Source organism: Bradyrhizobium jicamae, from assembly GCF_018130215.1.
Lineage (GTDB): Bacteria > Pseudomonadota > Alphaproteobacteria > Rhizobiales > Xanthobacteraceae > Bradyrhizobium > Bradyrhizobium jicamae_A.
Window position 1 is genome coordinate 35,774 of the sequence record NZ_JAFCKQ010000036.1, and the last position, 20,142, is coordinate 55,915.

At 62.9% G+C, this 20,142-nt stretch carries 24 protein-coding genes; 12 read left to right on the forward strand and 12 right to left on the reverse strand.

Annotation, left to right across the window (positions count from 1 at the left end):
* The first annotated feature begins 882 nt into the window (after positions 1–882).
* The 3 genes from JQ586_RS29205 to JQ586_RS29215 all read left to right on the forward strand — a co-directional run bounded on the left by JQ586_RS29205 (position 883) and on the right by JQ586_RS29215 (position 4,725).
* Complete coding sequence (locus JQ586_RS29205) at positions 883–2,181, forward strand: DUF2254 domain-containing protein (protein ID WP_212398083.1); 1,299 nt, start codon at positions 883–885, stop codon at positions 2,179–2,181.
* Positions 2,182–2,274: 93 nt separating this feature from the next.
* Positions 2,275–4,056, forward strand: coding sequence for an adenylate/guanylate cyclase domain-containing protein (locus JQ586_RS29210; RefSeq protein ID WP_212398084.1), 1,782 nt, complete (start codon positions 2,275–2,277; stop codon positions 4,054–4,056).
* A gap of 150 nt (positions 4,057–4,206) precedes the next feature.
* Positions 4,207–4,725: a GDSL-type esterase/lipase family protein gene (locus tag JQ586_RS29215; RefSeq protein WP_212398085.1), complete on the forward strand. Its 519-nt coding sequence runs from the start codon at positions 4,207–4,209 to the stop codon at positions 4,723–4,725.
* A 241-nt stretch (positions 4,726–4,966) separates the two neighbouring features.
* Here the strand turns inward: JQ586_RS29215 and JQ586_RS29220 are convergent, their stop codons facing one another.
* The 4 genes from JQ586_RS29220 to JQ586_RS29235 form a co-directional block, all read right to left on the reverse strand.
* Complete coding sequence (locus tag JQ586_RS29220; RefSeq protein WP_212398086.1) at positions 4,967–5,395, reverse strand: DUF1801 domain-containing protein; 429 nt, start codon at positions 5,393–5,395, stop codon at positions 4,967–4,969.
* Between the two features lie 34 nt (positions 5,396–5,429).
* Positions 5,430–5,657 carry a hypothetical protein gene (locus tag JQ586_RS29225; protein ID WP_249148289.1) on the reverse strand — a complete coding sequence of 76 codons (228 nt, stop codon included), beginning with the start codon at positions 5,655–5,657 and terminating at the stop codon, positions 5,430–5,432.
* A gap of 171 nt (positions 5,658–5,828) precedes the next feature.
* The gene (locus tag JQ586_RS29230) at positions 5,829–6,260 is read right to left on the reverse strand and encodes an SRPBCC domain-containing protein (protein WP_212398087.1); all 432 of its coding nucleotides are present in this window, start codon (positions 6,258–6,260) and stop codon (positions 5,829–5,831) included.
* Positions 6,257–6,580: a helix-turn-helix transcriptional regulator gene (locus JQ586_RS29235; RefSeq protein ID WP_212398088.1), complete on the reverse strand. Its 324-nt coding sequence runs from the start codon at positions 6,578–6,580 to the stop codon at positions 6,257–6,259. Before JQ586_RS29235 ends, JQ586_RS29230 begins: the two co-directional genes overlap by 4 nt.
* Positions 6,581–7,435: 855 nt before the next feature.
* Between JQ586_RS29235 and JQ586_RS29240 the strand changes: the two genes are divergently transcribed.
* Positions 7,436–8,167 (forward strand): carbonic anhydrase, encoded by a 732-nt coding sequence (locus JQ586_RS29240; RefSeq protein ID WP_212398089.1) that lies wholly within the window; start codon positions 7,436–7,438, stop codon positions 8,165–8,167.
* Positions 8,168–8,310: 143 nt separating this feature from the next.
* Here the strand turns inward: JQ586_RS29240 and JQ586_RS29245 are convergent, their stop codons facing one another.
* Together JQ586_RS29245 and JQ586_RS29250 are read right to left on the reverse strand one after the other, a co-directional pair.
* On the reverse strand, positions 8,311–9,096 hold the full coding sequence (locus tag JQ586_RS29245; RefSeq protein WP_212398090.1) for a 2-keto-4-pentenoate hydratase: 786 nt from the start codon (positions 9,094–9,096) through the stop codon (positions 8,311–8,313).
* An 87-nt stretch (positions 9,097–9,183) separates the two neighbouring features.
* Complete coding sequence (locus JQ586_RS29250; protein WP_212398091.1) at positions 9,184–10,212, reverse strand: NAD-dependent epimerase/dehydratase family protein; 1,029 nt, start codon at positions 10,210–10,212, stop codon at positions 9,184–9,186.
* A 116-nt stretch (positions 10,213–10,328) separates the two neighbouring features.
* Here JQ586_RS29250 and JQ586_RS29255 point away from each other — a divergent pair, with 116 nt between their 5' ends.
* On the forward strand, positions 10,329–10,742 hold the full coding sequence (locus JQ586_RS29255; protein WP_249148290.1) for a winged helix-turn-helix transcriptional regulator: 414 nt from the start codon (positions 10,329–10,331) through the stop codon (positions 10,740–10,742).
* Positions 10,743–10,862: 120 nt separating this feature from the next.
* Here JQ586_RS29255 and dksA read toward each other — a convergent pair whose 3' ends face one another.
* A complete protein-coding gene (gene dksA, locus JQ586_RS29260; protein ID WP_212398093.1) occupies positions 10,863–11,228 on the reverse strand; it encodes an RNA polymerase-binding protein DksA in 366 nt (121 codons plus the stop codon).
* A gap of 210 nt (positions 11,229–11,438) precedes the next feature.
* Positions 11,439–12,050 carry an NAD(P)-dependent oxidoreductase gene (locus JQ586_RS29265; RefSeq protein ID WP_212398094.1) on the reverse strand — a complete coding sequence of 204 codons (612 nt, stop codon included), beginning with the start codon at positions 12,048–12,050 and terminating at the stop codon, positions 11,439–11,441.
* A gap of 105 nt (positions 12,051–12,155) precedes the next feature.
* On the opposite strand from JQ586_RS29265, the gene JQ586_RS29270 reads away from it, so the two are divergent.
* A complete protein-coding gene (locus tag JQ586_RS29270; protein ID WP_212398095.1) occupies positions 12,156–12,545 on the forward strand; it encodes a helix-turn-helix domain-containing protein in 390 nt (129 codons plus the stop codon).
* A gap of 25 nt (positions 12,546–12,570) precedes the next feature.
* Here JQ586_RS29270 and JQ586_RS29275 read toward each other — a convergent pair whose 3' ends face one another.
* Positions 12,571–12,984 carry a flagellar assembly protein FliX gene (locus tag JQ586_RS29275; RefSeq protein ID WP_212398132.1) on the reverse strand — a complete coding sequence of 138 codons (414 nt, stop codon included), beginning with the start codon at positions 12,982–12,984 and terminating at the stop codon, positions 12,571–12,573.
* 265 nt (positions 12,985–13,249) lie between these two features.
* Here JQ586_RS29275 and JQ586_RS29280 point away from each other — a divergent pair, with 265 nt between their 5' ends.
* The 4 genes from JQ586_RS29280 (at position 13,250) to JQ586_RS29295 (ending at position 15,785) form a co-directional block, all read left to right on the forward strand.
* On the forward strand, positions 13,250–14,374 hold the full coding sequence (locus JQ586_RS29280; protein ID WP_212398096.1) for a flagellar basal body P-ring protein FlgI: 1,125 nt from the start codon (positions 13,250–13,252) through the stop codon (positions 14,372–14,374).
* Positions 14,374–14,730, forward strand: coding sequence for a flagellar assembly peptidoglycan hydrolase FlgJ (flgJ, locus tag JQ586_RS29285; RefSeq protein ID WP_212398097.1), 357 nt, complete (start codon positions 14,374–14,376; stop codon positions 14,728–14,730). The genes JQ586_RS29280 and flgJ overlap by 1 nt, the downstream gene beginning before the upstream one ends.
* A gap of 21 nt (positions 14,731–14,751) precedes the next feature.
* Positions 14,752–15,243: a hypothetical protein gene (locus tag JQ586_RS29290; RefSeq protein ID WP_212398098.1), complete on the forward strand. Its 492-nt coding sequence runs from the start codon at positions 14,752–14,754 to the stop codon at positions 15,241–15,243.
* Between the two features lie 149 nt (positions 15,244–15,392).
* Positions 15,393–15,785: a hypothetical protein gene (locus JQ586_RS29295; RefSeq protein WP_212398099.1), complete on the forward strand. Its 393-nt coding sequence runs from the start codon at positions 15,393–15,395 to the stop codon at positions 15,783–15,785.
* Positions 15,786–15,795: 10 nt separating this feature from the next.
* Here the strand turns inward: JQ586_RS29295 and JQ586_RS29300 are convergent, their stop codons facing one another.
* The 3 genes from JQ586_RS29300 to JQ586_RS29310 all read right to left on the reverse strand — a co-directional run bounded on the left by JQ586_RS29300 (position 15,796) and on the right by JQ586_RS29310 (position 17,981).
* Entirely contained in the window at positions 15,796–16,161 is a 366-nt protein-coding gene (locus JQ586_RS29300) for a hypothetical protein (protein WP_212398100.1), read from the reverse strand.
* Positions 16,162–16,186: 25 nt separating this feature from the next.
* Complete coding sequence (gene flaF, locus JQ586_RS29305) at positions 16,187–16,552, reverse strand: flagellar biosynthesis regulator FlaF (RefSeq protein WP_212398101.1); 366 nt, start codon at positions 16,550–16,552, stop codon at positions 16,187–16,189.
* A 205-nt stretch (positions 16,553–16,757) separates the two neighbouring features.
* Positions 16,758–17,981 carry a flagellin gene (locus JQ586_RS29310; RefSeq protein ID WP_212398102.1) on the reverse strand — a complete coding sequence of 408 codons (1,224 nt, stop codon included), beginning with the start codon at positions 17,979–17,981 and terminating at the stop codon, positions 16,758–16,760.
* Positions 17,982–18,539: 558 nt separating this feature from the next.
* Here JQ586_RS29310 and JQ586_RS29315 point away from each other — a divergent pair.
* Both JQ586_RS29315 and JQ586_RS29320 read left to right on the forward strand, forming a co-directional pair.
* Entirely contained in the window at positions 18,540–19,250 is a 711-nt protein-coding gene (locus JQ586_RS29315) for a Crp/Fnr family transcriptional regulator (protein ID WP_212398103.1), read from the forward strand.
* Positions 19,251–19,402: 152 nt separating this feature from the next.
* Positions 19,403–20,140 carry a Crp/Fnr family transcriptional regulator gene (locus tag JQ586_RS29320; RefSeq protein ID WP_212398104.1) on the forward strand — a complete coding sequence of 246 codons (738 nt, stop codon included), beginning with the start codon at positions 19,403–19,405 and terminating at the stop codon, positions 20,138–20,140.
* Positions 20,141–20,142: the final 2 nt, after the last annotated feature.

Genomic DNA, 20,142 nt, shown 5'->3' on the forward strand with positions numbered 1-20,142 from the left:
TTGGAAAGAATCCGCTTCCCCCGAGAATGCGATCTGTTTGGCGTGATCGCTGTTCACCACCAGTATGGCCACCGCCACCCCTCATAGAGTTGCCACGACGACACCAGGGGCGGTCCATATGGATCGACCCGGTCGTCTTCAGGGCGATAACGATATCGTGGAACAATGTAATAATCCCACGGAGTTGGCGTTACGGAAGGCACCGCGATAACAACCCTCCTCGGTTCATGGACGACCTGTGCCCTCCGCGCCCGGGCTTCAGCACCAGACGTCCCGAGGTTACACAGCACCAGGGCTGCTCCGAGAGCGCACGCGACGGTCATTTTCTTCATGCATCGGCCTCCTTGCCCGAGAGTGCAAAAGGACTCAAAGCAAGGCAAGCTAATTCGCTCTCGGCTGGCCTGAATGACCGCTTGTGGCCTGCAGCCGACCAATGCACCCGACCCGAACTTGTCCGCTTTGAGGTGTAGACCGGACCCTGATGAGACCCGGCCAAGCTGTCGCGATCGACCCCGAGCGGACTTGGGTCACATGGGTCAGCACCGGGGGCGGACACGCCATTGATCTAAGTCAAGCTCATCCATCCTGTCGTGATCACGATACGTTGAGTCCCGCCTCAGGCGGCGGCTCCCGTCATCTTTCGGCTCGTGAGCGTGAGGAAGAGGATCATGGGTCGGCGGAAGCGCCGTGACAGTTGCAGGGATGCAGCCGGCGTTCTTTTCGGCCTTGCAGGCGTCACTCTCGATCCAGCGCCAGCTCAGGCATGCACTGCCAGTACGTTGATCGTCCGCGTCGCGACTGTCACGGCGCATCTCAGGCAATCGTCTAGAGCAAATTCCATATTGATGGGCTAGTGACTGAATTCTGTTACGAGCGGAACATATGGGCTGGAAGAACCTGTTTCATCTCAGGGATTATCTGAAATCGTCGCTATGGCTAATTCCGTTCATTGCCATCCCGATCGAGCTGGTGGCAACCCGAGTACTCCATCGACTCGATAGCTGGCTCGGTTGGACACTCCTGGACCTCGGCGTCTCGGGTGCCCAAGGGATGTTGAATGCGATAATAAGTGCGACACTGAGCTTTGTCGTTTTTACGTTTGGATCCCTGCTTGTTGCTCTTCAGATCGCAAGCGGCCAGATGACGCCACGCATCATCGCCACGATATTGGTGCGCGACAATGTCGTCAGGTGCACCACCGGTCTTTTCATTTTTACATTGTTGTTTGCCATTAGCGCGCTCAACAGAATTCAAACGACCGCATTTCAGTTAGTGGAATTTCTTGCCGCCTGCCTTGGTTTGACCTGTTTCGCCGCATTCCTCTTTCTCATTGACTATGCTTCAAGACTCCTTCGGCCGATCAGCATCATCGGACGCGTGGGAGAAGCAGGCCTTGCGGTCATGCGGAACGTCTACCCTCATCCGACCCGTGAGGCGAGTGAGGCGACCAGATTGGTTAAAGATCCCGGTTCGCCAGGTCGCATCGTTCAACACCTGGGTAAGTCTGAGATCATTCTGGCAGTCAATCTCAAAGATCTCATCGTCCTGGCCGAAAAGTCGCACGGCATCATCGAACTGGCACCTCAGGTCGGCGATTTTGTCGGGACCAGCGAACCACTCTTCAGGTTGTACGATGGCGCCACATCACTCGACGAAGCGGAGTTGCGATCAACTCTCGCGTTCGGACCCGAACGGACGCTCGAGCAGGATCCGACTTTCGCATTTCGCATCGTGATTGATATTGCCCTCAAGGCGCTGTCGCCCGCCATCAATGATCCGACAACGGCAGTGATTGCAATCGACCAGCTTGCCCGGCTTCTTCGCAGCGCTGGAAATCGAAACTTGCGCACGGATGAACTATTCGGCCCGACAGGCGAATTGCGGGTCATTTGTAGAACACCGAACTGGGAGGACTTTGTTCACTTGGCATTGACGGAATTACGTCATTGCGGCGCACAGAACATGCAGATCGTGCGAAGATTGAGGGCGATGATCGAGAACCTGATCGACACATTGTCGAAACATCGTCGTCCGGCTCTGCACGAGCAGCTGACACTCCTAGATCGAGAAGTCGATAGATGGTTCATTTACGCGGAAGACCGCGCTCTCGCGCTCGTCGCTGACACTCAGGGGTTGGGAGGAGCCTCGGGAGAAAAGCACGCTAATTCTCGACCGGTTTAGGTGTGCAATTCCCCGATTTGGAATTTTCCGGAGCTCCGCGAACTGTGCTATCTTGGCTCGGCTGCTGTTTCCGCCTTCAGAGTGAGGCACGGCATGGACGAAGCCAGAAAGCTCGCCGCAATACTTGTGGCCGACGTCGTTGGTTTCAGTCGGCTCGCCGGAGCGGACGAGGACCGCACCCTGGCAAGGCTGCGCGCACTTCGAAGCGACCTGATCGATCCGACAATCGCGATTCACAAGGGACGCGTGGTGAAGCGGACGGGCGATGGAGCCATCGTCGAATTTCGAAGCGTGGTCGATGCCGTTCGTTGCGCCATCGAGGTCCAGAACTCGATGATCGAGCGTAACACCGGCTTGCCGCAGGAGCGGCGGATCGAGTTTCGTATCGGCGTTCATCTCGGCGACGTGGTCGAGGAGAGCGATGGCGACCTCATGGGCGACGGCGTCAATATAGCGGCACGATTGGAAGGGATTGCCCAACCTGGAGCGATATGTCTTTCGGAGGACGCCTACCGGCAGGTGAAATCGCGGCTCGATGTTGCAATCAGCGATCTTGGTGAGACCAGGCTGAAGAACATCGCTGATCCGATACGCGTTTACTCGCTTCTGTTTGGGAGCGCGATTGCGAAGGCGACGACATTGGCCGGGCCCGCGAGCTCGACTGCCCTCAACTTGTCACTTCCCGACAAGCCGTCGATTGCGGTCCTTCCGTTCCAGAATATGAGCGGAGATCCTGAACAGGAATATTTTGCTGACGGAATAGTCGAAGACATCATCACGGCGTTGTCGCGATTTCGCCAGCTCTTTGTGATCGCGCGCAATTCATCGTTCGTCTACAAGGGCCGAGCCGTCGACGTCAAGCAGGTAAGCCGGGATCTGGGAGTGCGCTATGTCCTCGAGGGGAGCGTGCGCAAGGCCGCGGACCGTATCCGCATAACTGCGCAGCTCATCGATACTTCAACGGGGGCGCATCTATGGGCGGAGCGTTTCGACGGTGGACTACAGGACATCTTCGATCTGCAGGATCAAGTTGCGGCACGCGTCGTTGGCGAAATAGCACCAAAGCTGGAGCAGGCCGAGATTGAGCGTGCAAAACGCAAACCGACCGAGAGTCTTGATGCGTACGACTATTTTTTGCGCGGAATGGCAAGCGTCAATCAATGGACCCGAGTTGCGAACGACGAGGCGCTACGCCTGTTTTACAAGGCAGTTGAGCTGGATCCGGAGTTTGGCTCAGCCTATGGGATGGCCGCATGGTGTTATATCTGGAGGAAGCTCAATGGATGGGTGATCAATCGCGCGCAAGAAACTGCCGAAGGCGCCCGCCTTGCCAGGCGGGCTGTAGAGGTGGGTAAGGATGACCCCGTCGCGCTGTCCAGAGGAGGCCACGCACTGGCCTGGTTTGTCCGTGATCTTGATAGCGGTGCAGCTTTCATTGACAGGGCGCTGGCGTTAAATCCGAATTTGGCGGCAGCGTGGAACCTTAGCGGCTGGGTGAGGGCCTATCGAGGCGAGTTGGACTTGTCCATCGAGCACCATGCACGGGCAATGCGCCTGAGCCCGCTCGATCCCATCCTCTACAACATGCATGTTGGAACCGCGTTTGCGCATTTTCAGGCGGGTCGCTACGTGGACGCGACGGCATGGGCAAACAGCGCGTTGCACGAGCAGCCGAACTATCCGGCTGCCAATCGGATTCTGGCAGCCAGCAATGCACTAAGCGGGCACATGATTGAAGCGCAACAAGCGATGGCGCATTTGCGTGAGCTCGACCCCGCCTTACGTATCTCGAATCTGACCGAGGTGCTCCCTCTCCGCGCTGAAGATCTCGCCAAGCTTGCCGAAGGCTTGCGGAGGGCCGGGCTCCCCGAATAAGCAATCCGACCGCTTCTGGCCGAGAGCCAACACTAGTCTGCATGTCTGCTGTGGACCAGCACGGGTTTCTTGGCAATGCCGCAAGTCCGGTAATGGCCCGTCGTGACCGTTCGCGCGGCACGGGCCGCGCCAAAAAAGGGAGGATGGTCAATGAGTCTATTGCATCGACTTCTTCTTTTCGCTCTGCTTGGGTTGCCACTCGTGGTTCTCGACGCTGCGAATCTCATCCACGCACAGGTCGTCGCCATCGGCGCAAGCAACACCGCCGGTACGGGATATACCAAGGGCGGCGTCATGACATCGGAGGCATATCCTGCTCAACTGGAGGAGCTCCTGCGCGCACGCGGGCTCAGTGTGACGGTCAAGAATGCCGGCGTGCCTGGCATCACGGCTGGCCAGATGCTGGGGAGCCTCGACTCCGTGGCTGATTCCGGCACCAAGGTTGCGATCATCGACCCGATGTGGAACGAAATGCGCCTGGGCGGCAGTAAGCTCGATATGGAACGCAACATCGCGGAAATGTCACGCCGCCTGAAAGCCCGCGGCATCAAGGTGATCGTCTTTCAGACATGGCCACCGTATTTTAACGGCAGTCATCCCAGTGCCAAGGCTCACGCCATCGTAGCAGCGAAATTGCTTCCGCAGGTTATGGCGGCTCTTCGACGCTAACCGGCGCCGAACAAGTGCCCGACTAGCCCGTCGAGCGCGAGTTATCGCCGGCATCATCGCGGCTTCGTGCAATCCTCCTTGCTCCACCGCAAGAGTCCGGAACTGGCTCATAGCCGAGCTTGGAGGCCGGCGCTCTCACGTCTGCTCCGGCGAGCAAAGCGGGCATGACGATCGATCGGCACGACACGCGCCGGGTACGGCCGGCCGGCACCTGATCAGCAAGGCAATCCGAGCGCGCCCATCACCCCTTCTTCCGTTTCGCGGTGGTGTCAGCCGGCGCGGCCGCCTTCTTTGCCGGTTTCTTCGCCTTGGCCTGGTTGAACGCGATCGCGGCGCGGATCAGGGTTTTCAGCGCAGGGGCGTTGATCTTGTCGTCTTCGAAGAAATCGATCGCGCGCCGTGCGTTGCCTCCCAGCCCGTCGTTGAAGAGCTTGTCGGGATCCGGCAGGCTCGCCCCGTACATGAAGGTCAGCTTCACCTTGCCCTTGTGGGCATTGGCGACGGCGATGATGACGCCGTCGCGATACCACACCGGGCTGCCCATCCACTTCCATTCCTCCGTGATCCCGGGATCGGCAGCGAGGATGGTCTTGCGCAGGCTGGCGAAGGTCTTGCCGCGCCAGTCCGGGATACCGGCGATCATCTGGTCGATGCGTTCCGAAGGTGTCATTACTGCCTCGCGTCCTTGTGTCAGGTGCATGCAATCACATTTGCGATGCCGGGGTCGAGCCCTGGGGTATCCGCCGCGGCGCCAGATATGGCAACGCGAACAGATAAAGGCCGGTGAGCAGGAGCAGGATCAGCGGGAACAGCGCCAGCAAACCGATCCACAGCGCCTGTTGCTGCGCGAACATCGCGACGAGGTTGATCATGACGGCCACGGTAAAGGCGATTGATACCCAGCGGTGGAACTGACGGATCCAGCTATTCAATGAGACCTCCTGTTGGAGCGTGGGAAGAGACAGATTTCCGTCATTGCGAGGAACTCGGCACCAGATCGCGAAGCAATCTTGCGCTGAAGCAATCCATGTATCAGCATTTTGCCGCGCGATGGATTGCTTGGCTTCGCTCGCAATGACGGGGTTGGGGCGTTGCAGACGGCCTTACTCCGGCCGCGCCAGGATCTGATCGAGCTTCTCCAGGAACTGCTTCCATCCGGCGTGGGCGCCGCCATAGGCCTGCTTGTGGTGCGGCTGGAAGCCCGACTGCTCGACGCGCAGATGCGTGCCGGTCGCCGTCGGCGTCAGCGTGAAGGTCACGACGCTCTCGATATTGAAGGCTGGGTCGGGGTTGGCAAAATTCCAGGTGTAGGACAGCGTCTTGTTCGGCTCGACGGCCAGCACCTTGCAATCCAGCACGCCGCCCCAATCGCCACGCAGGTTGAAACTGTGCCCGACCACGGGCTTGAAGTCGTTCTTCATCAGCCACTCCTCGATCAGATGCGGTTGGGTGAGCGCGCGCCAGAGCTTTTCCGGCGGGTGGGCAATGTCGCGCTCGACGACGACGGAACGCGTTTCAGTGACTGGCATGCTCATTGGTCCATTCGTTTGAGGAGGTCTTCGAGGTGGTCGAACCGGTTCTGCCAGAAGCCCGCCATCTGGCTGGTCCAGTCGATAAGAGGTGCCAGCGCGCCGAGCTGGGCGCTGTAATGGGTCTGGCGACCCTGATGGCGATCGCGCACCAGCCCGGCCTGCTTCAGCACGCCGAGATGCTTCGAGACCGCCGGTTGTGAAATACCCGCGCGGGACGTCAGTGCTCCAACCGTCTGCTCCCCTTCCCGGCACAGCCGTTCGAAGATGGCCCGCCGGGTCGGATCGGCCAGCGTCCGGAAGAGCATATCGTGGGTATCGGTCATTGGGATGCATAACCCGTTGGCTATGGATATATCCATAACCGCACGGCTATAGATGAGTCAAGCAGGGAAATGAGTCGCTCAGCGAAGCGAACGGCCGCCCTGCTCCAGCAGTTGCGCCAAGCCGGCTGCGGCAGTTCTCCATAACCAGGCCGTTATGCGTTTGCGTTCGCTGCCCGACGGGCAAATCAGTCGAAACCTGTCAAGTCGTCGAGACCAAAATATTTCGGTTTATCGTAATGACAAACCAGTGTATAGAGTTTCCGTCTCACCCGCTCGAGGGGCGCTTCGCGATCGTCACGAACGTTGTGGTGGGATGCGGTGGACGCCGCGTGCGTGACTGACGAGAGCGCATGCGGCGGACGGCGAAATCGTGCAGACCTGACGCCCTGGTGGCAGGTGTCCTCTCGTGAAGCGTGCGAAAGCATCTTCGCGAAAGCGGTGACAAAAAAGCCCAGTCTCACCGGGGCGAGCACGTATAAGCCGTAACCCATCGCGCAGGGAAAGCCGGGCTGTTTCCGGTTACACCTGTGGTCCTACCCCCGTGCTTTCTACATTGCACGGGGCCCATGGGTGCGATCGGCACCCGGCTTTCCCTGCGCCCTCTGATCGAGAGGGCGGAACGACAGGCAAAACTCGGACAAATCGTGTCGCGGGAAAGCGAGACTGCATCCTCATCCACCGTCGTCGTCGCCCGGCTTGGCCGGGCGACCCAGTACGCCGCGGCCTCTCGGCTCAAGCCCACACGTCTCTGGAATACCGATCACCCGCATGCGCGGGAGATGACACTTAAGGCGCGCTTGAATTGCACCGGATCATCGCCAAAATCCCTTGCCCCCAGCTCACGGAGATTCCCCGATGTGCCAACTCTGCGACGCCACCGCTCCCAGGCAACCATCCCGGCGCAGCTTCCTCGCCGCAGCATGCGGCGCGGCCGCCGGTCTTGCGCTCGGACCGCAGGCGTTCGCCAAGGAGACCAAGCGGCCGCCAAAGCCGCAGAACGTGCTGTCGCCGGATGCGGCGCTGGACCGGCTGGTGAAGGGCAATGCCCGCTATGTCGAAGGCGTTTCGCGGCGGCATGATTTCAGGCACGAGCGAGAGGCGCTCGCCGGCGGACAAAATCCGTTCGCAGGGATCCTGGGGTGCGCGGATTCGCGGATCGCACCCGAATATGCCTTCGACTGCGGTCGTGGCGATCTGTTCGTCTGCCGCGTTGCCGGCAATTTCGCCAGCGACGAGATGGTTGCAAGCCTGGAATATGCGGTGAACGCGCTCAACGTGCCGCTGTTCATGGTGCTCGGCCACGACAGTTGCGGCGCGGTGGATGCCACCATCAAGTCGCTGAAGGACAACAGCACCCTGCCCGGCCATCTGCCTGAGCTGGTCAGCGCCATCGCGCCGGCCGTGAAGGCAACCGAAGGCAAGCCAGGCGACCGGCTCGCCAACGCCATCAGGCAAAACGTGATCGACAACATCACCAAGCTCAAATCGGCGACGCCGATCCTCAATGCCGCAGTCGATCAGGGCAAGCTCAAGGTCGTCGGCGGCATCTACCGCCTCGGCCACGGCAAGGTCGAATTGATCGTGTGATGAAGTAGTGAAGGCGGCCACAGGTTCGCTGTCGTCCCGGCGAAGGCCGGGACCCGTAACCACGAATGCCGATTGTTGCGTGCCGCCGGAACGACGAGTGCCGTTCACAACCTTCGCCGCGGCGTATGGGTCCCGGCTGCAGGTTACGTAAACGTCGCCTCGACCTTGCCGAGTCCGTCCAGCTCCAGCACGACCACGTCGCCAGCCTTCAGCCACAACGTCTTGACCAGGCTGCCCGTGAGCACGATCTGCCCCGCATGCAAGTCCCTGCCCTCGGCGGCGAGATGATTGGCGAGCCAGGCCAGCGCATTGTGGGGATGGCCGAGCACGTCGGCGCCGGTGCCGCGCCCCTCCTCCTTGCCGTTGATGACAGCGCGGCCGGTCACGCCGAGCAGATCGGGCGCGATGATGCGCGGCACGGCCGGGCCGAGCACGCAGCCGGCGGCGAAGAAGTCGTCGGCAACCAGCGTCGGTGCGCCCAGCGTCTCCCATTTGACATAACGGTCGTCGACGATCTCCATCGCCGGATGATATGCCTCGATCGCCTCCGCGACCCATTCGGCGGTGAATGGAGCTTCGCTGGCGGCGAGATTGCGCGCGAGGCGAACCGCGATCTCGCACTCGACGCCGACATTGACATAGTCGGCCGCAGGCAGGCTCACACCGCTCTCGTGCACCACCTTCTCGAACACGCCGCCGCCACAGGGGTGCGCGATGTCGAGATATTGCTGCATCACCGCGCTGGTGCAGCCGATCTTGTAGCCGACGAGACTGCCGAGCTGGGGCTGCAGCAGATCGTGCAGCGCGCGCTGCACCTGGTAGCCTTCGGCTTCATCGCGCGGCACGATGTCCTTCGGCAGCGCCTTCAGCGGTGCGCGGTTGCGGCGGGCGGTGGCGATCGCCTTAGCGGCCCCGAGGATCCTTTCCATCGGCGCAGCCTCCCTGTCGTTCTGTTTGCTGTCCGCAATTCAGCACTCAGGGATGGGTCTGGCAAGCGCATCGCAGCACGACACTCCTCACGCCTTGACGAGGCCGAGCCGGATCAGGCTCTCGGCGGTCGCAACCAGCAGCTCCTCGTTGCCGCGCGGGCTCCAGCCGAGCAGCGTGCGTGCCTTGGCGCTGGTCGATTGCCTGACCTTGCCGAGCAACGGCAGCGCCGCGCGAACCATCGGATTGCGGCGGGCAGCGAGCCGCAGCATCCAGTCCGGGGCCTGGAACCGCGGGACCCGCCGCGCCTTGGCTCCGAGCCTGGCACGCAGCACACGGGCGATCTGAAGGACCGACATCGTCTCGCCGGCGACCGCCAGGAAGCGCTCCCCCCTGGCCTCGGGCGACGTCATCGCGCGCAGATGCAGGTCGGCGACGTCGCGCACGTCGACGAGCGCAAGATTGATCCGCGGCACCGCGGGCATCGCGCCCTCGAGCAGCATCCTGATGATGCCGATCGACTCGGAGAAGTCGGGCCCGAGTGCCGGTCCGAACACGGCGACGGGATTGACCACCGCAAGCTCGAGACCATTGCCTTCGCGCCCGATGAAATCCCAGGCGGCGCGCTCGGCCAGCGTCTTGGACTTCGGATAGGCCAGCACGTCCGGGCCGTCGAGGTTGGTCCAGCTGGTCTCGTCGAACGGCGCCGTGCGCGGCGGATAACCGTAGCCGATCGCCGCAAACGACGATGTCACGACGACGCGCCTGGCGCCGGCATCGCGCGCCGCGCGCAACACGCGCAAGGTTCCCTCGCGCGCCGGCACGATCAGCTCATTTTCGTCCTCGGGCACATGGGCGAGCAGCGGCGAGGCGACATGCATCACGTAGTCGCAACCGGCCGCCGCCGCGCGCCAGCCCTCGTCACGCATGAGGTCGGCGGCGAGGAAGCCGACCTTGTCGGGCGCATCAGCTCCGCCTTCGCGCAGCATTGCGACCACGTCCCTGGCGCGGTCGAGGTTGCGCACGGTGGTCCGCACCTCGTGCCCGGCGGCAAGAAGCTGCAGGATGACATGCACACCGATGAAACCGGACCCGCCCGTGACCAGAACCATGCTCATGTCGCCGCCCCTTCCACGGTTCGGCGGCGGCGCCGATATCGCGCCACCCGCCCTGCACAGGCGGCATCTGGTCACCTATCTGGGATTGGGCAAGTAGGATGAATTTCGAGACTGGTATGGAAAACAATACCGACGATGCCTGCGAGGGCGCCGAACGCGGCGGCTGCGCCCCCGATCCTGCCGTGATGAACGAATTCCGGCGGACCATCCACGCGCTGAGCGGAAAGTGGAAGCTCGAGATCCTGGGCATGCTGGCCGAGGGCAGCGTGCGGTTCGGCGTGCTGCGCCGCGCGCTCGTGCCGATCACCCAGCACATGCTGACGGCGCGGTTGCGCGAGCTGGAACGTGACGGGCTGGTGTTGCGACGGGTGCTCGCCGAGAAGCCGCTGCAGGTCGAATACCAACTGACCGATTCGGCCTGGGGCCTGCTGCCGGCGTTCCGCGAATTGCTGACATGGTCGAAGACCTACGGCATCCGCCGCAGCGCAGCGGCAAGCGAACGGCGCTTGTGGTTGGAATCCGCTGAGTGATCCGAACCTGTCACGGCACCGGAATTCGGCTCCCGCTCCCGCTTGCGGAGGAGGTGAAGCAAGCTCGCGCGAACCTACGGCCGGCGCGCGCCGGAATCGATCCGCGGCGGGTCACCACCACTATTCGTCGCGATAGACCTTCTCGCGCTTCTCGTGTCGTTCCTGCGCCTCCACCGACAGCGTTGCGATCGGACGGGCTTCGAGCCGCTTCAGCGAAATCGGCTCGCCGGTCTCTTCGCAATAGCCGTAGGTGTTGTCTTCGATGCGCTGGAGCGCCGCGTCGATCTTGGAGATCAGCTTGCGCTGACGATCGCGGGCGCGGAGCTCGATCGCGCGATCGGTTTCCGAGGACGCGCGGTCGGCGAGGTCAGGATGATTGACGTTCTCTTCCTGGAGCGTCTGCAGCGTGATCTTCGATTCGCGGAGGATCTCGTCCTTCCAGGACAAGAGCTTGGCGCGGAAATAGTCGCGCTGCCGCTCATTCATGAAAGGCTCTTTTTCAGTGGGCCGGTAGTTCTTCAGCTTTTCCAAAGGCAGCCATGTCCCTGTCAGGCGGAGGGAACATCTCCCCTCCGCGCGGCGCCTTATATAGCCACGACATGTGACAGACAATATCTGCAACCGTTAATGCCGGGGTACCCCCAAGGCCTTGCACAGGCAATCTTATCCGGCCCGGCCGGGGGTGGCCCTGCCCCCTCAATAACCGACCGTGAACCGCTTTCGGATATGGGCCGGGCGCTCGATCTCGTCGGCGAGTGCAACTGCGAAATCCTCGAACGAGATCCAGCTTTTCCCGTCCGTCCCGGTCAGAAGCTGGTCGGTCCCGAGACGGAACTTGCCGGTCCGCTCGCCCTCCACGAACAGCGCCGAGGGCGAGAGGAAGGTCCAGTTCAGATCCTTTTCCTGGCGCAGCAGGTCGAGATATTCAGCGCCTTTGGTGGCCTCGGCCTTGTACTGGGCCGGGAAATTGGGGGTCGTCACCAGCCTGACGCCGGGCGCCACCTCGAGGCTGCCCGCCCCGCCGACCACGAGATAACGGCCGACCCCGGAGTCCTTGGCCGCGCCGATCAGCCTGGCCGGGTCGCTGGCCGTGAAATGCACCGAGCTGATCGCAGCGTCATGGCCGGCCCACAGCGCGGCGAGCCCGGCCTCGTCGTGCACATCGCCCTTTTTGGCAGTGACGTTCGGCAGCGCAGCGATCTTCTCCGGGTTGCGGGCGATGGCGGTCACGATGTGGCCGCGGCGGGCGAGTTCCGCGGTGATGCGCGAGCCGGCCCGGCCGGATGCGCCGGCGATTGCGATCTTCATTCTCATGTCTCCGATAGTTGGTTTCCACTGGTGACTAGATAGCGAAATGGATGTAGGTGTGAAGAACGCACTTATGCGTCACCTGATTACGCCGGAGTAACCGCGATGAAAGCCGCTCACCTGAAACCGGACGCCTACGCGGCCAACTGCCCGACCCGCCAGATCCTCGACCGGGTCGGCGACAAGTGGGCGGTGCTGATCCTGCTGCTGTTGCGCAGCGAGCCGATGCGATTCAACCAGCTCCGCCGCGCCATCGAGGGCATCTCGCAGAAGATGCTGTCGCAAGTGCTGAAAAGCCTGGAGCGCGACGGGCTGCTGCGCCGCCGCGCGATCGCGACAGTTCCGGTCACGGTGGAGTATTCGATCACGCCGCTCGGGCTGACGCTCGCCGAAGCGGTCGATCCGCTGCGCGACTGGGCCGAGCAGAATCTGAAGGAGGTGCTGGCGGCGCAACGCCGCTACGACGCTCAGCGCAAGCCGCTGGAGGCAGCGTGAGGCAGGTGAGCGACCGGTGGAAGGACTAGTACTGGCCGGCCTTGGCGAGCTCGACCTCGACGCGCAGCTCGATCTCGCCGAGCACGGCATCGAGGCCGGGATCGCCGGAGGATTCCTTCAGGCTCGCGGCAGCGTTGCGCAGCCGGTTCACCGTGGCGGTATCGAAGCTGCCCGAGAGCAGGCCGAGCTTGAGATCGTCGAGCACGTCGAGCGCGCCCTTGCCGCGGGCCACCGAGCGCTTGCGGCGTTCGGTCGGGTCTTCGACACCCTGCAAGGCGAGCAGCGCATCGAGGCTGGCCGCGGCCTTCGGCGCGGCGGCGGAACGGACCTCGTCCGGAACGGTCGTCGTCTCCGGCAGCGAGAAGCTGGTCGAGGAGGTACGGCGCGTGCTGCTCGTGGACGAGCCAAGCGTGGTGCCGTTCGGTCCGTAGATTCGCATCATGATGATCCCGCAGGCCTGACTGGCGCCGAGCATCACCGCTTCATGGTTAACGGTGCGTAAACGACCCGGCAATTTCTGCCGCCACACGGCAGTTTCGCGCGCCCTGCCAAACCGGACCCGAATGGGAACCAAAAAATTTCGATAAACATATCAACACATTGCGGGCCGAACCCGACGTGGCACGGAGCTCGCATGGTTAATGGCGGATCGCCGTCATGGGAGTGTCGCGCGACCCGCCAGTGAGTTCGAGGGGAGCATCGGGATGCCCGGCATCCGCCACGTGAGATTATTCGGGATGGCCTGCGCCGCGCTGGTGGCGCTGGCGGCCTCGGTCATGCCTGCAGCCGCGACGTCGCGGATCAAGGACCTCGCCAATATCGAAGGCGTGCGCCAGAACCAGTTGATCGGCTACGGCCTCGTGGTCGGCCTCAACGGCACCGGCGACACGCTGAACAACATCCCCTTCACCAAGCAGTCGCTGCAGGCGATGCTGGAACGCATGGGCGTCAACATCCGCGGCGCCACCATCCGCACCGGCAACGTCGCCGCCGTGATGGTCACCGGCAATCTGCCGGCGTTCGGCACCCAGGGCACGCGCATGGACGTCACCGTCTCCGCGCTCGGCGATGCCAAGGACCTGCGCGGCGGCACGCTGCTGGTCACCCCCCTGCTCGGCGCCGACGGCAATGTCTACGCAGTGGCGCAGGGGACCCTTGCGATCTCCGGCTTCAACGCCGAGGGCGAGGCCGCCAAGATCGTGCGCGGCGTGCCGACGGTCGGACGCATCGCCAACGGCGCCATCATCGAGCGCGAGATCGAGTTCGCGCTGAACCGCATGCCCAATGTGCGATTGGCGCTGCGCAACGCCGACTTCACCACGGCAAAGCGCATCGCTGCCGCGGTCAACGACTATCTCGGCGTCAAGACCGCCGAGCCGCTCGATCCCTCCACCGTGCAGCTCACGATTCCGCCGGAGTTCAAGGGCAATGTCGTCGCGTTCCTGACCGAGATCGAGCAGTTGCAGGTCGAGCCGGACCTCGCCGCGAGGATCGTGATCGACGAACGCTCCGGCATCATCGTGATGGGCCGCGACGTCCGCGTCGCGACCGTCGCGGTGGCGCAGGGCAACCTCACCGTCACGATCTCCGAAAGTCCGCAGGTCAGTCAGCCCAACCCGCTGTCGCGCGGCCGCACCGTGGTGACACCGCGCAGCAATGTCCAGGTCACCGAGGACGGCAAGAAGTTCGCGGTCGTGAAGGACGGCGTCTCGTTGCAGCAACTCGTCGACGGCCTCAACGGCCTCGGCATCGGACCACGCGATCTGATCAGCATCCTGCAGGCGATCAAGGCCGCCGGTGCGATCGAAGCCGACATCGAGGTGATGTGATGCAGAGCCTGATCAACGGCAACGGCGGCAGCATGCCGAGGCAGGCGCTGATGCCGCTGTACAACAGCCGCCCGGATCCCGTGCTGCAGGACGCGCTCACCAAGGTGCCGGCCCAGACGCAGGCCAAGGACAAGAAGACCGCGACCGAGTTCGAGTCGATGTTCCTGAACTCGATGTTCGCGCAGATGACCTCCGGCCTGAAGGGCGACGGACCGTTCGGCGACACGGTCGGCACCGGCCCGTGGCGCTCGATGCTGACCGATCAATATGCGCAGAACTTCGCCAAGGCCGGCGGCGTCGGCATTTCCCACGAAGTGTTCCGCTCGCTGATCCTGCAGCAGGCCAAGCAGAGCTAACCCGGACAAAGGAGAAGTGCGATGAACCAGCGTCCACAGCATCGCCCGGCGCCCGCCCCCGCAGCGCGGCCCACGACGCCTCCTGATGTCGCAAGATTGGCCAAGGAGCTGATGGATGTGATGAGCGCGCTGCTCGGCGTCGTCGAGCGGGAGACCGAACTGGTGCGCGCCGGCAAGGTGCGCGAGGGCATGCAGCTCGAGACGCAGAAGTCGGAGCTGTCGCGGCGCTACATGATCGCGGTCGAGCATCTGAAGTCGATGCACAAGATGCTGTCGCAGACCGAGCCCGAACTGCTGACGACGCTGCGCCGCCATCACGATACGTTCCGCGCCATGCTGCAGGTCAATCTGACGGTGCTGGCGACCGCGCATGCGGTCTCCGAGGGGATCGTGCGCGGCGTCAACGCCGAGGTGCAGCGCCGCAACATCCCCAACACCTACACGGCGTCGGGACGGCGCGCGGCGCCCGGCCCGCGCAACATGACGCCGCTGTCCGTCAGCCGTTCACTCTGAACAATTTTCGTCAATTTGACGCGCAGACGTCAGCGCATCATTCAGCGCGTCTTCTAACGGCCTGTTGAGAGGTTCCCCATAGAGTTGCGGACCGCGGGGGGTTGGGATTTGACTCAAGCAAACTAGTGCCGGTGCACTAAGAGGCTGCCATGAGTACGGATTTCAACATCAAGCCGGTGGGGGCACCGGTTGCGGCACCTGTAGTACCGCCGTCAAGCGAGACGGCGCAGAGGGCCGTTGCGACCGAGCTGCCGCCGAGCCAGAGCGTGACCGCTCCGGAGCCGGCGGTGCGCGTCACCATCGGATCCGACGCCGTCAACGCGTCGATCTCAAATCAGGCCTCGGCCTCGACGAACACCGACCGCGTCGTCATCGACCGCGATGCCGGTGCCGTGGTCTACCAGGTGGTCGACAATCGCACCAACCTGGTGGTGCGGCAGTTTCCGGAGGATGCGGCGCTGCGGCGCCGGGCCTATTTCCACACGCTCGATCTCAACAAGGACAATTCGAGCCGCAAGCGCGCGACCGACCGTCAGGCCTGAGGGAGATCCGTCAGCTCGACTGCGTGGCGTAGGCCTGATCGAGGTAGGTCGATCCGGTCGCGGGATCGCTGACGACGTTCTTGATCAACGCCGTGCCCGACTTGACCAGGGTGAACTTGGTATCGCCGATCCGAAAGCTGCTGTCCTTGATCAGCACGTCCTGGTACTTGCTGGTGCCATCGCTCTGGTAACGCACCTTGGCGCGAAAGCCCTGGACGTTCGACACCGTGATGTTGAACGACTTGCCGTCGGCGTATTTGCCGCTCCAGCTGCCCTTATAGAGCGTCGGGTCGACCGGGACATAGGGCGTGTTCGATGGAACGGTGAGCCCGACGGCCTTGTAGTTGGCCGACAGGATGCTCATCAGGTCGGTCATGCGCGGCTCCCGTGAGGCCCGTCGATCAGCCGCGGCCGGACAAGCCGGCGGCCAGGTTGCAGTTGATCTCGATCAGCGGCTTCAGCTTGGCCGGGTCGGGATCGAGCTGCATGTCGACGGTCTGCTTCATCACGAACACGCCGATATTGGCGATGTTCTGCCGGACCTCGAGCGGCTGCGGATTGTCGTCACCCTGCGCGGCACTCAAGAAGATCGACCACAGACGGCGGTTGAAGAGCAGCGCGTTGTCGAGCGCCTTGTCGGGGCCGTTCCAGTTGGTCTGGACTTCCTGGAGCTGGCGAGCGGCCTTCAGCAGTGCCTGCGCTTCGATTTCACGTGGGGACGCGGTCGCGGTGGACGTGCGAGCGTAGGCTTGGGCAGCATTGGACATTCAAGACCTCGATGGTGCGGATTTCTCGAGCCGCGGAGACGCAATTCTAGCGCCCGGTATTTATGCGCCCGCCGCCTTTAAATATTGTTAGCAGCCGTTACGACATGCGCCTTTCTCGCGGCACAGACAGATCCCGTAATATCCCGGAAGCAAACGAAAAACGGCGGGGTTGCCCCCACCGTTCCCGCGTTGTCTGTCGCCGAACTTAGCGGAGCAGCTGGAGCACGCTCTGCTGGCTCTGGTTGGCGAGCGCGAGCGCGGACACCGCGATCGACTGGCGGGTCGACAGCGCCTGGCTGTTGGCCGCTTCCTCGTTGGTGTCGGCCAGCGTCAGGTTGGACGAGCCGGTCTGCAGCACGTTGATCAGGTTCTTGGAGAAGTCCTGACGGATCTGCACCATCGACAGGTTCGAACCCAGCGACGACGCTTCCGACCGCAGCGTGCTCGAGGCGCTGCTCAGCGTGGTGATGATGCTGTTGGCCGAGACGTTGTCGAGGAAGTCGGTGCCTGACGTCAGCGTGCTGAGGCCGAGGCCGGTCGCATCGAACGTCACGCCCTGGATATTCAGGGTCGACTTGCCGGTCTCGTTGAACACCAGCTTGAGATTGTCGCCGTTCAGCAGGTTGACACCGTTGAAGGACGAATCCTGCGCGGTCGTCGTGATCTGCTGGACCACCGCGTTGTACTGGCTGACCAGATTGGAGCGGGTCGCCTGCGAGGTCGCATCGGCAACCGCGGCATTGACGGTGCCGACGGTGGCGGTGGCCGCGGTGATGTCGACGCCCTCGGCGGTCGGCGCAGTGCCGGCCTTGGTGATGGTCTGGCTCGCCGCGTCGTTGGTCGAGGTGAAGGTCAGCGTATCCGCCGTCGAGGACAGCGACGCCGAGACCGCAACGCCGTTCGAGACCAGAACGCTGTTCAACTGATCGAGCGTCTGGACGGTGGCCGTTCCGGTGCCGGTCGAGAACGACGAACCGATCGTGACCGCCAGGCTGCCGGTCGAGGTCTTGAAGGTCAGCACGGCGCCGCCGAGCTTGCCGGCGTTGAGGTCGGCAGCGGTCGTGGCGCCCGTGCCGGCGCCGGTGCCGGTGACGTCGACGTTGGCCTTGGTCGAGTAGCCGGTCGGGCTTTGCAGCACCTGGGTGGCGATCGACTTCGCGGTGTCGACCAGCTTCTGCAGCGAGGTGAGGCCGGTGTTGGCGGCCTGCAGGATCTGCACGCCGTTGCCGATACCATCGAGCAGATTGTTGATGTCGCTGGCGCGGTTGTCGAGCGACTGGGCCGTGAAGAAGTTGGTCGGGTTGTCGAGCGCGCTATTGACCTTCTTGCCGGTGGCAAGGCGGTTCTGCGTCGTGGCGAGCAGATCGGCGGTCGACTGGAGGGAGAGCAAGTTCTGACGAACGGAAGCGGAGAGGACGATGTCGGACATACTGATACCCTTCTGGATGGACACAATTGACGCGACGCCGCAAATTTCACGCGGCGGTCCGTGCCACACTGTGCCGTCGGCGCTACCCGTCCGTTAAAGGGTAGCTCCGTACTAATACCCAGATCGCAATCCCGTCCGGCAGTTGCGCGAGCAAGTGGCGCCGCCGACTGCGATTGCAACATTGGCGCGAGACGAAGACGTGCTGCGGGAGCGGATTCGTCCGTTGCTTCGGCCATTTGCGCCACCATGGAACCGTGGCACCCGCAGCCGGCGCGGCTGAATTGCACACGCGACCGGCGTCAGCGGCGGCAACCGATTTTCTTAACCCAAATCAACAAATGCGGTGGAAAGTCGAAACCTTTTGCTCGCCGCAGCGTCGCACGACGCGGGCAGGCGCCGCGCGAACAAGCACCAGACAACCATCTGCACTGTAAAGTGTATAAGGTTCATACCGCAACCCTTGTGCAATTGGATAAGCGAGCTATGTTTCGCTGCCCTTCCACACGCCAAGAGTAGGTGGTGCGAGACCGTGTGCTCCCGCCCTCGGCAGGAGACCCAATGTCTGCGGTATCGCGTCCGCCCAATCGTTTGCTGCAAGCACTGCCCGCGGCGGAGTACGAGCAACTCCATCCACGCCTCGAAACGGTCGAACTGGCCAAGGACGCCGTGCTGGCCCATGCCGGCGCGCCGCTGTCGCGGGTCTACCTGCCGCACAGCGGCGTCGTCTCGATGATGGTCAACCTGTCGGACGGGCAGTCGGTCGAGATCGCAACGATCGGACGCGACAACGTCGTGGGTGCGGCCGCCGCGCTCTATGGCGGTTCGCTGCTGGCCGACGCCATCGTGGTGGTGCCTGGAACGGCGTCAGTGCTGACGGCGGAACATTTTCGCGAGATGGCCGATCGCAGCGCTTCCTTCCGCACCCTGGTCAGCCTCTATGATCAGGCGTTGGCCGCCCAGACCCAGCAATCCGTCGCCTGCAACGTCTCGCATCCGGTCGAGGCGCGGCTGTCGCGCTGGCTGCTGCGCGCGCGGGAGCTGTGCGGCAGCGAGGGATTGCCGCTCACCCAGGAGATGCTGGCGCAGATGATCGGTGTCCGGCGCAATGCGGTCTCGATTGTCGCACACGGATTTCAGCAGTCCGGCATCCTGCGATATAGTCGCGGAAACATCGAAATCATCGACATCGACGGTTTGCGAAAGTCCGCCTGCGAGTGCCATGCGACCGTCAAGGCGCATGTTGAGCAATTGGTCGGCCCGTCGGATTGACAACGCCCGCACAGTACGGTTCGCGCGACGAACGTGTCGTCACGAGCAGTCGCATGATGCGGCAATCGGCCCATTTTCTTGTAATCAGGACATGGTAGATTGCGTGCATTGGTGCCCAGAGACAAGCTTTGCCCGTAAGGCAGGAGGCTGCTTTGGAAACGGTTTTGCGATCACCTAACGGATTTCTGTCGTCGCTGTCCGCAGGCGATTTCGAGTTGATCCGACAACATCTGCGTCCCGTCGACCTTGCCACGGATGCCGTGCTGGTCGAGGCCGGCGACATGCTCAAGCGCGCATACATGCCGCACAAGGGCGTGATCTCGCTGGTGGTCAAGCTGGCAAGGGGCGAGCACGTCCAGGTCGCGATGGTTGGGCGCGGCAGCATCTTCGGGGCGTTCGCGGGCCTCAGCGAAATACGGTCCCTCGAAAGCGCGGTGGTGCTGGTTCCGGGTATCGCGACGGCGATCGACATCGAGCCGTTCCGGGCAGCCGTCGCCCAGAGTCCGTCGCTGCGTGCGACGTTGATCCGGCACGGGCTCGCCGTCTACGCCCAGGTCCAGCAGACCGCCGGCTGCAATGCCGCCCACACCGTGGAGTCGCGGCTGGCAAGATGCCTGCTGCAGACGCGCGATCTCTCCGGCAGCAACAAGATCGTGCTGACGCAGGAAGCGATGGCGCAGATGATCGGCGCGCGCCGCAACAGCGTGTCGCTGGTGGCGCACACGCTGCAGCAGGCGAATTTCATCCACTACAGCCGCGGCCATATCGAGATCACCAATCTCGATGGCCTGATCAGGACGTCGTGCGAATGCTACGCCACGGTGAAGGCCCAGTATGCGGCTCTGCTGCATGGTCAGGAGACCCGTGGTCAGGAGGCCTTGGAGGCATGATC

Coding starts and splice junctions, on each gene's coding strand:
- JQ586_RS29245 (WP_212398090.1), bottom strand. CDS start 9,096: ATGGAAAGGATCCTCGGGGCCGCTAAGGCGATCGCCACCGCCCGCCGC.
- flaF (WP_212398101.1), bottom strand. CDS start 16,552: ATGTCCAATGCTGCCCAAGCCTACGCTCGCACGTCCACCGCGACCGCG.
- flgJ (WP_212398097.1), top strand. CDS start 14,374: ATGCAGAGCCTGATCAACGGCAACGGCGGCAGCATGCCGAGGCAGGCG.
- JQ586_RS29230 (WP_212398087.1), bottom strand. CDS start 6,260: ATGAGCATGCCAGTCACTGAAACGCGTTCCGTCGTCGTCGAGCGCGAC.
- JQ586_RS29210 (WP_212398084.1), top strand. CDS start 2,275: ATGGACGAAGCCAGAAAGCTCGCCGCAATACTTGTGGCCGACGTCGTT.
- JQ586_RS29295 (WP_212398099.1), top strand. CDS start 15,393: ATGAGTACGGATTTCAACATCAAGCCGGTGGGGGCACCGGTTGCGGCA.
- JQ586_RS29215 (WP_212398085.1), top strand. CDS start 4,207: ATGAGTCTATTGCATCGACTTCTTCTTTTCGCTCTGCTTGGGTTGCCA.
- JQ586_RS29315 (WP_212398103.1), top strand. CDS start 18,540: ATGTCTGCGGTATCGCGTCCGCCCAATCGTTTGCTGCAAGCACTGCCC.
- JQ586_RS29235 (WP_212398088.1), bottom strand. CDS start 6,580: ATGACCGATACCCACGATATGCTCTTCCGGACGCTGGCCGATCCGACC.
- JQ586_RS29310 (WP_212398102.1), bottom strand. CDS start 17,981: ATGTCCGACATCGTCCTCTCCGCTTCCGTTCGTCAGAACTTGCTCTCC.
- JQ586_RS29270 (WP_212398095.1), top strand. CDS start 12,156: ATGAAAGCCGCTCACCTGAAACCGGACGCCTACGCGGCCAACTGCCCG.
- JQ586_RS29240 (WP_212398089.1), top strand. CDS start 7,436: ATGTGCCAACTCTGCGACGCCACCGCTCCCAGGCAACCATCCCGGCGC.
- JQ586_RS29250 (WP_212398091.1), bottom strand. CDS start 10,212: ATGAGCATGGTTCTGGTCACGGGCGGGTCCGGTTTCATCGGTGTGCAT.
- dksA (WP_212398093.1), bottom strand. CDS start 11,228: ATGAATGAGCGGCAGCGCGACTATTTCCGCGCCAAGCTCTTGTCCTGG.
- JQ586_RS29265 (WP_212398094.1), bottom strand. CDS start 12,050: ATGAAGATCGCAATCGCCGGCGCATCCGGCCGGGCCGGCTCGCGCATC.
- JQ586_RS29205 (WP_212398083.1), top strand. CDS start 883: ATGGGCTGGAAGAACCTGTTTCATCTCAGGGATTATCTGAAATCGTCG.
- JQ586_RS29290 (WP_212398098.1), top strand. CDS start 14,752: ATGAACCAGCGTCCACAGCATCGCCCGGCGCCCGCCCCCGCAGCGCGG.
- JQ586_RS29220 (WP_212398086.1), bottom strand. CDS start 5,395: ATGACACCTTCGGAACGCATCGACCAGATGATCGCCGGTATCCCGGAC.
- JQ586_RS29300 (WP_212398100.1), bottom strand. CDS start 16,161: ATGACCGACCTGATGAGCATCCTGTCGGCCAACTACAAGGCCGTCGGG.
- JQ586_RS29280 (WP_212398096.1), top strand. CDS start 13,250: ATGCCCGGCATCCGCCACGTGAGATTATTCGGGATGGCCTGCGCCGCG.
- JQ586_RS29275 (WP_212398132.1), bottom strand. CDS start 12,984: ATGCGAATCTACGGACCGAACGGCACCACGCTTGGCTCGTCCACGAGC.
- JQ586_RS29255 (WP_249148290.1), top strand. CDS start 10,329: ATGGAAAACAATACCGACGATGCCTGCGAGGGCGCCGAACGCGGCGGC.